The 11049-nt window shown below is 70.8% G+C and carries 2 protein-coding genes; both read left to right on the forward strand.

Annotated elements, in window-relative coordinates:
• On the forward strand, positions 1–1904 hold a 1904-nt coding region (locus ABD355_RS15255; protein WP_344400813.1), incomplete at its 5' end, for a type I polyketide synthase.
• Entirely contained in the window at positions 1897–11049 is a 9153-nt protein-coding gene (locus tag ABD355_RS15260; protein ID WP_344400814.1) for an SDR family NAD(P)-dependent oxidoreductase, read from the forward strand. The genes ABD355_RS15255 and ABD355_RS15260, both read left to right, overlap by 8 nt.

The following is an 11049-nucleotide window of genomic DNA, read 5'->3' on the forward strand; positions in this document are numbered from 1 at the left end:
GGTTGTACGACTACCCGTCGGTGATGGAGTTGGCTGCTTATGTCGAGCAGTTGATGCCGGCGGGGGAGGCTGTTTCCCCGGAGCCGGACCCGGACCCGGACCCGGAGCCGGAGCCGGAGCCTGTTGCTGCGGCCCGGTTCGAGGGGCTCCCGGCCGCGGCCGAGCCCGCGTCGCCGGGACGTTCTTCGCGTGTGTTGCGGGAGGAGTTGCGGGCGGGGCTCGCTGCGGTGTTGTTCCTGTCGGAGAGCGAGGTTGATCCGCGGCGCAATTTCGTGGAATTGGGTCTGGACTCCATCATCGGGGTGGAGTGGGTGAAGTCGATCAACAAGGCGTATGGCACGTCGTTGACGGCGACGCGGTTGTACGACTACCCGTCGGTGATGGAGTTGGCTGCTTATATCGAGCAGTTGATGCCGGCCGGGGAGGCTGTTTCCCCGGAGCCGGAGCCGGAGCCAGTGGTCGTGCCGGAACCCGTTTCCTTACCGGTGGCGTTACAGACTGCGGAACCACCGTCGGAACCGATACAGCAACCGGAACCGGAACCGGAACCGGAGCCAGAACCGGTGTCGTTGCTGCCGGCGCCCGGGGACACCCCGCACGCCGCCGTTCGCGGTGACCGCGTCGCCGTGGTCGGAATGTCAGGGCGTTATCCGGGCGCGGAGAACCTCCGCCAGTACTGGGCCAACCTCCGGGACGGCCGTGACTCCGTGCGGGAAGTGCCCGCCGACCGCTGGGACATGTCCCGCTACTACGACCCCCGCCCCGGCCAGAAGGGCAAGACCTATTGCAATGCGATGGGCTACCTGGAGGACGCGGACTGCTTTGACCCGCTCTTCTTCAACATCTCGCCGGCCGAAGCGGAAGGCATCGACCCGCAGCACCGCCTGTTCCTGCAGGAGGCCTACCGGGCGTTCGAGGACGCGGGCTACGACCCCGGGTCGATGAGCAGGATGAAGTGCGGTGTCTATCTGGGCATCAGCGGCAACGAGTACAGCTTTCTGCTGTCCGGCAACGACAGCGAGGAAGACACCGTCGCGACGAGCAGCAGCAACGCCATCGCCGCCGCGCGCATCGCCTACTTCCTCAACCTCAAGGGCCCGGCGATCGCCCTCGACACCGCCTGCTCGTCCTCACTCGTCGCGTTGCACCTCGCCCAGCAGGCGCTGTCCAGTGGTGAGATCGACATCGCCCTGGTCGGAGGTGTCTCGCTGTACCTGCTTGCGGGCACCTACGTCAGGATGTCGGGAGCGCGGATGCTGTCGGCACGGGGGCAGTGCCGCTCGTTCGACCAGGGAGCCGACGGCTTCGTGCCGGGCGAGGGTGTGGGAGCCCTGGTGCTCAAGCGGCTGAGCGACGCCGAAGCCGATCACGACCACATCCACGGCGTGGTACTGGCGTCGGGTACGAACCAGGACGGCAAGACCAACGGCATCACGGCTCCCAGCGCCAACAGCCAGATGGAACTGTTCCGTACGGTCTACGACCGGTACGGCATCGACGCGGCGTCCATCGGTTACGTCGAGACGCACGGCACGGGGACGACGCTCGGGGACGCGATCGAGCTGGACGCCCTGAGCACGGTCTACCGTGAGCGGGGAGTCGCCCCTAGGTCGTGCGCGATCGGCTCGGTGAAGAGCAACATCGGGCACACCTCCGCCGCCGCCGGCGTCGCCGGTGTGCACAAGGTGCTGCTCGGCCTGCGCCACGGCCTGCTCGTCCCGTCCCTCCACGTCGAGACGCCCAACGAGCTCCTCGACTCCGACGACTGCCCGTTGACCATCAGCAGGGACCTCCAGTTCTGGGGAGCACGGAACGGCCACGAGCTGAGGCGGGCCGCCGTCAGCTCCTTCGGATTCAGCGGAACCAACGCCCACGTGGTGCTGGAGGAATATCGCCATGCGTGACACGACCGAACACGCCGGATCATCGGCTGTCGTGATCGTCCTGTCGGCAGTGTCGGAAGGGCAGTTGGACACCAGGGCACGCGATCTGCTCGCCTTCGTTGAGGAGCAGCCGCGGCTCGATCTGGTCGACCTGGCCTTCTCGCTCCAGGTGGGGCGGGCGGCGCTGGACTGCCGGCTGGCCTTCACCGCCGACTCCCTCGACGCGGTGGCCCGGGGATTGCGGACCCATCTCGGACAGGACGGCACAGTCGAGGTCTACCGGGGCAGGGCGCCGGAGTCGCCCGACTGGGACGAGCAGAGCGAGGAGGACCGCGACCTGGTCCGCTCGCTGGTCTCCGCCCGCGCGTGGCGCCGTGTCGCGGAGGCCTGGGCCGGCGGCCGTGCCATCGACTGGGCCCAGCTGTACGCCCCGCGCAGGCCCTTCCGCATCCCGCTTCCCACATACCCCTTCGCCAAGGAGCGGTACTGGGTGGCGGCGAGCCCCTCGGCGCCGGCCGGTTCCGTACCGCCTCCGGCCGCAGTGCTCCACCCTCTGCTGCACCGGGACGCATCCGAGCCCGGAGGCCGGCGCTACCACTCGACCTTCCTCGGCGAAGAGCCGGTCCTGCGGGACCATCTGGTGCACGGGGTGCGGACGCTGCCCGGCGCCGCGTACCTGGAGATGGCCCTGGCGGCGGCCGACTTCGGGGGCGGGACGGGGACGCTCAGTGCCGGCGTCGCCCTCACGGACGTGGTCTGGATCCGGCCGTTCCACATCAGTGATCAGCCGCGCGACCTGCACGTGGTGATCCAGCCCGACTCCCCGGACGCGGTCCGCTTCCGGATGTCCGCCGCCGACGAGGACGCCGGGACCGCTGTGCTGTGCACGGGATCGGTGGTGACGTGCCAGACGACACCGGCCCCGGTGGACCTCGTACGGCTGCGGGCCGCATGTGGCGAACGGCGGTGGGATGCGACGGAGATCTACCCCGCGTTCCGGTCCGCCGGGATCGAGTACGGCGATTCGTATCGCGCCATCGATCACCTGCTCCTCGGGGAGTCCCAGGTGCTCGCACGCCTGGCACTGCCCGAAGCGGCGCGCGCCGACGCGGACGGCTGCCGTCTGCCTCCGAGTCTGATGGACGCGGCTTTCCAGACCTGCGCGGGATTGATGGCCGGGGAGCCGGACGCCGGTCGGGCGGCGTTCGTGCCGTTCGGGGTGGAGCGGGTCGAGGTGCTCGCCCCACTGGGCGAAGCCCCCTGGGTCTGGGGCCGGCGTGCCGCTCGGGACACGGTGGGCGGGGCCACCCGTACCTTCGATCTCGATCTGTGTGACGACGCCGGACGAGTCCGGGTACGCGTCCGGGGCCTTTCGGTCCGGGCGCAGTCGAGGACGACGGCCGATGCAGCCCTCCCGCACGCCGCCGAGGCAGCCCTCGCGCACGCGGACGGCGAGGTCTTCGCCACTCCGCGCTGGCAGCACAGGCCGTTGCCCGAGGCGGCCCTCCCTGCCGTCGGCGGGCGGGCCGTGGTGTTCGCCGAGAGCGGTGCTCTGGCCGGTGCCGCCCCGGATCGGGACTGCGAGGTGGTGACGCTCAGCTCCCCGGCCACCACCCTCGACGCCCGCTACACGGATTACGCGTTACAGGTGTTCGAAAGGACGCGGCAACTGCTGCGGGACGGCACGCAGACGAAGTACGTCCTCCAGATCCTGTTGACCGACGGACCGGAGTCGCGGGTGCTGACCGGTCTTGGCGCGCTGCTGAGGACCGCGGCTTCGGAGAACCCCCGGATCACCGGACAGGTCGTCGTCGTGGACGCCGGGACACCGGTCGCGGCACGGCTCGATCTCCTTGCCAAGGAGCGGCGCAACCTCACCGACGCCACCGTGCGGCTGCGCGGGGACAGGCGTGAGGTGCTCACCTGGGCCGAGGAGTTCCCGGCGGATTCCCCCGGCGCGCCGTGGCGGTCCGCAGGCGTCTACCTCATCACCGGCGGCATGGGCGGCCTCGGCCGCATCTTCGCGGAGGAGATCGTCCGGCAGGTGAAGGACGCCAGGCTCGTCCTCGTCGGCCGTTCCCCGGCGACGGAGCAGTCGCGTTCGATCCTCGAACGGCTCCGGGCCTCGGGCGCGGAGGTGTCCTACGAACCCGTCGATGTCGCCGACCGGGCCGCGGTCAGAGCGCTGGTCGACGGGATCCGCCGCACGGCGGGGACGATCCACGGGGTCGTCCACAGCGCCGGCGTGATCGAGGACGACTTCATCCTGAGGAAGTCCGAGCGCGCGTTCCGCGAGGTTCTCGCGCCGAAGGTCAGCGGCCTGGTGAGCCTCGACGAGGCGACCGAGGATCTCGATCTGGACTTCTTCGTGACCTTCTCCTCCGGCGCCGCCGTCACGGGGAACGTCGGTCAGGCCGACTACGCCGCGGCGAACGCGTTCATGGACGCGTTCGCTGAGTACCGCCAGGGTCTCGTGGCCGACGGACGCCGGTCCGGCCGCACCCTCTCGATCAACTGGCCGCTGTGGGCCGAGGGCGGTATGGGCGCCGATGCCGACACCAGGACGGTGCTGCGCGACCGCTTCGGGATCTCCCCGCTGGAGCGCGCCGCCGGTATCGGGGCATTCACCCGGTGCCTGCACACCCACCACCACCAGGTACTCGTCGCCGCTGGGCACATGGACCGGATCAGGAAGGCGCTGACGATGCAGCAGGCCGGAGAACACACGGCACCCGCGACCACCGGGACCCCCGTCGTCCCGTCGGAGGCGGGCCGGGACGACGGACTGGCGGAGTGGACCATCGCGTACATCACCTCGCTGCTGGCGGAGGTGCTGAAGGTGCCCGCACGGCGCATCGATCCTGGCAGCCGCCTGGAGCGCTACGGCATCGACTCGATCCAGGCCGTCAACCTCACCGCCCGGCTGGAGACGTCCTTCGGGAACCTGCCGAAGACGCTGTTCTTCGAGTACGGGAACATCAAGGCGCTGAGCCAGTACTTCGTCGAGGTCCACGGGGACCGGCTGCGGGAGCTGAGAGGCGCCGTCCCGGCCGCCGCGTTTCCCTCGCCTCAGACACAGGCACAGGCGCCGGCACCGGCTCGGACGGAGCGGTCCGCCCCGTCCGCCGCCACCGGACAGGCGGCGGGGATGCCCGCGGCCTGGCCGGCTTCACGCGCGGTGGAGCGCGGATCCGGGCCGCGCGGCACGGAGATTGCCGTCATCGGGATGGGCGGGCGCTACCCGCAGGCACCCGACCTGCGGACGTTCTGGCGCAACCTCGCCGAGGGCCGGGACTGCGTCACCGAGGTCCCCCGGGATCGTTGGGACGCCGGTGCCCACTATGACGCGGACCGTTCCCAGCCGGGGACGACGAACTCCAAGTGGGGCGGCTTCCTCGACGACGTCGACCGGTTCGACCCGCTGTTCTTCAACATGTCGCCGCGAGAGGCCGAGTTCACCGACCCACAGGAGCGCCTGTTCCTGGAGTGCGTCTACGAGACGCTCCAGGACGCCGGATACACGCGCCGGGACCTGACGGAGCCCTCCCCGAACGGAGCCGGAGGCAACGTCGGCGTGTTCGTGGGCTCCATGTACGACGAGTACCAGCTCTACGGCGCGACCGAGCAGGCGCTGGCCGACGGAAGGGTGGTTCCGGGCAACGCCGCGAACATCGCCAACCGCGTCTCCTACTTCTGCGACTGGCATGGGCCGAGCCTCACCGTCAAGACGATGTGCTCCTCGTCCCTGACAGCTCTTCACCTCGCCTGCCAGAGCCTGCAGACGGGCGACTGCGAGGTCGCCATCGCCGGTGGGGTCAACCTGTCCCTGCACCCCGCGAAGTACCTCCTGCTGGGACAGGCCGGCTTCGCGTCCAGCACGGGCCGCTGCGAGAGCTTCGGCCAGGGCGGCGACGGCTATGTGCCCGCGGAGGCGGTAGGGGCGGTGATGCTCAAGCCGCTGGACCGGGCCATCGCCGACAACGACCGCATCCACGGAGTCATCAAGGCGACAGCGGTGAACCACGGTGGCCGCACGAACGGCTACACCGTCCCCAACCCCAACGCCCAGGCCGACGTGGTCGCCCGCGCCCTGGACAGGGCGGGGGTCGACGCGCGCACCATCAGCTATGTCGAGGCGCACGGCACGGGCACCTCGCTCGGGGACCCGATCGAGATCGCCGGCCTCGCCAAGGCGTTCTCCCGCCACACCGACGACCGCCAGTTCTGCGCGATCGGATCGGTCAAGAGCAACATCGGACACGCCGAGAGCGCCGCGGGCATCTCGGCCTTCACCAAGGTGCTGCTGCAGCTCGCGCACGGCCGCCTGGTGCCCTCGCTCCACTCGGAGACGCTGAACCCGCACATCGACTTCGGCGACACGCCCTTCCGGGTGCAGCGGGAACCGGCGGAGTGGCGGCGGCCGGTGATCGACACCCCGGACGGACCTCGGGAGTACCCGCGTCTCGCCGGCATCTCGTCCTTCGGCGCGGGCGGATCGAACGCCCACGTGATCGTGGGCGAGTACGTACCGGCCGGGCCCGCGCCGGCCGACGACCCGGCGCAGTGGCCGCTGGGGTCGGTCATCGTGCTCTCGGCGAGAACCGAGGAGCAACTGCGCGAGCAGGCCCGGCGCCTGCTCGACTGGGTGCGCGAGGAGCGGATCGAGGATGCCGACGTGCCCGCAGTCGCGGCCACCCTCCAGGTGGCCCGGGAGCACATGGCCGAGCGGCTGGCGTTCCTGGCCGGCTCGGCGGCCGAGCTGACGGCCCGGCTGGGCGACTACGTCGAGGGCAAGGACGACGCCGGGGCGTACCGGGGTCGCGGCAGGCGCTCCCAGGACGTCGTCTCCGCCCTGGTCGAGGACGAGGACATGGAACGCACCATCGCGGCCTGGGTGGACAAGAGGAAGTACGGCAAGCTGCTCGAACTGTGGACCAACGGGCTGGACCTGCCGTGGCGCAGCTACTACCCGAACGCGGTGCCGCGCCGGCTCTCACTGCCGACCTACCCGTTCGCCCGCAAGCGGTTCTGGGTGGCCGACGGTGCCCGGCCCGGGGCCGGGACGGCCGGCCGCGACGTGGTCACGGCAGCCGGTCCCGCCGAGCCGGCGGTACCCGCGAAGGTGGAGATCGAGGCGGTACCGGCCCCCGCTCCGGCCCCTGCCGGCACCCGGAGCGTCGCGAAGCCCCGCGGCATCGGCCTGGCCCCCCTGGACGCCGCGTTCGGGCAGGGCGGCGGTTCGGTGCCCGCGCCATCCATGTCGCCGGGCTCCGTCACGGTGCCGGAGGGTCCGCCCCAAGAGACCGATGCGACCGCGACGGCCGGTGCGGACAGCACTCGGCGCCCCGCCCCGGCGGACCCGCTCGGCCCGACGCCCGGCCGGCTCATCCCTCCGGCGCCCGCCCTCCAGGACCAGCAGACTCTCGTCCGCGAGCTGGCGGCGAGCCTCGCCGAGGCTCTGTACCTGCTCGACGAGGAGATCGACCCGGACACCAAGTTCATCGACATCGGCCTGGACTCCATCGTCGGCGTCGAGTGGATGAACGCGATCAACAAGCGGTACGGACTGGATCTGACGGTGACCCGGCTCTACGACCACCCCACCGTCGTGGAGCTGTCGGCCTACATCGTCCGGGAGCTGGCCAAAGGAGGCGCCCCTCAAGGGCGACCCTTTCGTGAGGTGACCGAGCCTGTCGCCGAGCCGGAGCCGGAGCCGGAGCCGGAGCCGGTCGAGGCCGTCGAGCCGGAGCCGGAGCCAAAGCCGGTCGAGGCCGTCGAGCCCGAGCCGGTCGAGCCGGTCGAGCCGGTCGAGCCGGTCGCGCCGGAGCCGGTCGAGCCGGTCGCGCCGGAGCCGGTCGACGCTGCCGTACCGGAGCCCGCGGGCGAGCGGGAAGCGGCGCGGGCCGCGTCCGTCGCGGTGCCGCCGTCAGCGGATTCCCGGCCGGCCGGAGCGATCGCCGTGGTGGGCATGGCCGGCAGGTACCCGGGGTCCACCACCCTGGACGAGTACTGGGACAACCTGGCGCACGGCCGTGACTGCGTGGGCGAGGTCCCCGGTTCCCGGTGGAGCGTCGCCGATCACTACGACCCGCGTCCCCACCAGGAGGGCAAGGTCGCCTGCAAGTGGATGGGGCACCTCGACGACATCGAGAGCTTCGACCCGCTGTTCTTCAACATTCCGCCCGCGGAGGCGGAGTCGATGGATCCGCAGCAGCGGTTGTTCCTTCAGGAGGCGTACCACGCGTTCGAGGACGCGGGCTACGACCCCCGTTCGCTGAGCGGTCGCAAGTGCGGTGTCTATCTCGGGATCATGAGCAATGAGTACGGCGTGCTCATGCAGCGGCAGGGCGGCGAGACGAGTGCGGCGGCCACGAGCGGCAGCAATGCCATCACCGCCGCGCGCATCGCCTACTTCCTCAATCTCAAGGGTCCCGCCATCGCCCTGGACACGGCCTGTTCGTCCTCTCTGGTGGCCACGCATCTGGCGACGCAGGCCCTGCGGAACGGTGAGATCGACATGGCCCTCGTGGGGGGCGTCACCCTCTATCTGAGCCTGGACGCGTACCTCGGCATGTCCAGTGCGGGAATGCTGTCCCCGGACGGGCGCTGCAAGGCCTTCGACAACGGCGCCAACGGGTTCGTACCGGGCGAGGGCGTGGGCGCGCTGGTCCTCAAGCGTCTCGATGACGCCGTCCGCGACGGTGACCACATCCACGGCGTGGTCATCGGCTCGGGCATCAACCAGGACGGCAGGACCAACGGCATCACCGCGCCGAGCGGCGCGAGCCAGATGGAGCTGGAGCGCGACGTCTACGACCGGTACGGCATCGACCCGGCCGGAATCGGCTACGCCGAGCTGCACGGTACGGGAACCAAGCTGGGCGACCCGATCGAGCTGGAAGCCCTGGCGACGGTCTACCGGGAACACACGGACAGAATCGGGTACTGCGCCATCGGCTCGGTGAAGAGCAACCTCGGCCACACCTCGGCCGCGGCCGGCATCGCCTCGATCCAGAAGGTGCTGCTGTGCATGCGGAACGAGCAGCTGGTGCCGACGCTGCACTTCGACCGGCCCAACGAGCACTTCGACTTCGAAAGCTCCCCGTTCCGCGTCAACACCGAGCTCTCCCCGTGGAAGACCGAGACGGGCTCCCCGCGGCGCGCGGCCGTCAGCGGCTTCGGCTTCAGCGGTACCAACGCCCACCTGGTGGTGGAGGAGTATCCGCTGGATGCCGCGGAGCGGCCGGACGGGGGCCCGCAGGTCTTCGTGCTGTCGGCCAGGAGCGAGGAACAACTGAGGACGTCGGCCGCCCGCCTCGTCGAGCACCTGCGCGCCCACCCGTCGCTGGCCCTGCCGGACGTCGCCCACACCCTGCAGCAGGGCAGGGAAGCCATGGCACGGCGGCTCGCCGTCGTGGCCACCACGCCGGGAGAGCTGCTGGAGAAACTGACGCGGTACGCCGAGAACGGCGTGGCGGACGGCGTCCTCACCGGCCTGGCGGGTAAGGGCCGGGCGGTCCGCACCGAACTGGTGCGGCCCGCCGGCGGCGACGGCACGGTGTCGGTGGCGGAGGCCGAGCAGCTGGCCGCGGCGTGGGTCGGCGGAACGCCCGTCGAGTGGGCGGGGCTGACCGAAGGGACGCGGCCCCGCCGGGTCCCGCTGCCCACGTACCCCTTCGCGCGTGAGCGCTACTGGTTCGACGACTCCCCGGCGTCCGGGCGGACCGAGGTGTCCCTCCCGTCACCGAACCCCGTCGCCACCGAGCAGGAGCACGCACCGGCCGCGAGCGACGGCGAGGTCCCGGACGGTACGAGCATCCTGTTGGCACCGGTCTGGGACGCGGTCCCCCTGCGCGTACAGCAGGACGTCGCCCTCCCGTCCGGCCGCGTCGTCGTGATCGGCGGCACAGCGCAGCAGTGGGAGCTGATCCGTGCCGTCCATCCCCGTGCCGAACACCTGCCGCTGGACCCCGGGGACACGACCGCGACCATCGCCGCGAAGCTCGACGCCCACGGTGAAGCCCTCGGGCACCTGATCTGGCTGTCCCCCCGGGAGACGGCCGCCGACGCAGCGGACGACGCGCTGGTGGACGCGCAGGAGGCCGGTCTGTATGCCTGCTTCCGCACGCTGAAGGCGCTGCTGAGGCTGGGGTACGGCCGCCGCCGGCTCGACGTCACGGTCGTGACCGAGCGGACTCTGCGGGTCCGGCGCACGGACGTGGTCGACCCCGCCCACGCCGGACTGCACGGCCTGCTCGGCTCGGTGGCGAAGGAGTACCCCGGCTGGACGGTGCGCCTCGCCGACCTCGACCCGGACCGCGACTGGCCGGTGGCGCAGCTGTTCGCGCTGCCCGCCGAGGAGAGCGGCAGCGTGTGGGCGTACCGCCGTTCCCGCTGGTACCGCCAGACCCTGGTGCCCGTGCGGGACACGACCGCGCAGCGCACCCGCCGGACGGTGTACCGGCAGGGTGGCGTCTACGTCGTGATCGGCGGTGCGGGAGGCATCGGCGAGGCATGGACCGAGCACATGATCCGCGCCTACGGGGCGCAGGTCGTGTGGATCGGGCGGCGGGAGGAGGACGAGTCGATCCGCGCGAAGCTGACGCGTCTGGGCGAGCTCGGCCCCCGACCGCGCTACGTGCGGGCCGATGCCACCGACCGGGCGGCGCTGGAAAAGGCGTACGAGGACATCAAGAGAACCCATCCGGTCGTCCACGGTGTGATCCAGTCGGCGATCGTGCTGCTGGACCAGAGCCTGGAGCGCATGGACGAACAGCGCTTCCGCGCCGCGGTCACGGCCAAGGTCGACGTGAGCGTCCGACTCGCCCAGGTCTTCCGGGGGGAACCCCTGGACTTCCTCCTTTTCTTCTCCTCGATGAACTCCTTCCTGATGGCGTCGGGACAGTGCAACTACGTGGCGGGATCGGTCTTCGAGGACGCCTACGCCCACCGTCTCGCCACCGAGCTGGACATTCCCGTCAAGACCATGAACTGGGGCTACTGGGGCACCGTCGGCGTCGTCGCCGCACCGGAATACCGGGAGCGCATGCACAGAGCCGGTGCGGGCTCGATCGAGCCCGCGGACGGCATGGCGGCTCTCGACGTCCTTCTTTCCGGCACGTTCGATCAACTCGGGCTGATCAAGGCCCCCGGGGGTAATTCCTGA

The sequence above is a fragment of the Streptomyces longisporus genome, from assembly GCF_039532765.1.
Classification (GTDB): Bacteria; Actinomycetota; Actinomycetes; order Streptomycetales; family Streptomycetaceae; genus Streptomyces; species Streptomyces longisporus.